At 70.6% G+C, this 340-nt stretch carries 1 pseudogene; it reads right to left on the bottom strand.

Annotation, left to right across the window (positions count from 1 at the left end):
- Positions 1-340 (bottom strand): annotated as a pseudogene (locus IF19_RS01000000135260) (HAD family hydrolase); the annotation flags it as partial.

Here is a 340-nt window from a genome sequence, read left to right as displayed (position 1 = left end):
GGCGAAGTCCTCGGGGGTGGGGAGGGGGCCGACAGTCGTGGTGGCGGCGGTGGCGACGGCCTGGGCGATGGGGTGTTCGGAGGCGTTCTCCAGTGCTCCTGCCAGCCGGAGGACGTCGGTTTCGGTGGTGGTGTGGGTGGTGTGGGTGGTTTGGAGGGTCATGCGGCCGGTGGTGACGGTGCCGGTCTTGTCCAGGACGATGGTGTCGGCGCGGCGGGTGGTTTCCAGGACTTCGGGTCCTTTGATGAGGATGCCGAGTTGGGCGCCGCGGCCGGTGCCGACCATGAGGGCGGTGGGGGTGGCGAGGCCGAGGGCGCAGGGGCAGGCGATGATGAGGACG

This window comes from Streptomyces californicus, assembly GCF_000717645.1.
Taxonomy (GTDB): Bacteria; Actinomycetota; Actinomycetes; order Streptomycetales; family Streptomycetaceae; genus Streptomyces; species Streptomyces californicus.
Note: the sequence above shows the minus strand (reverse complement) of the source record. Positions and strands in the feature narration are given on the sequence as shown.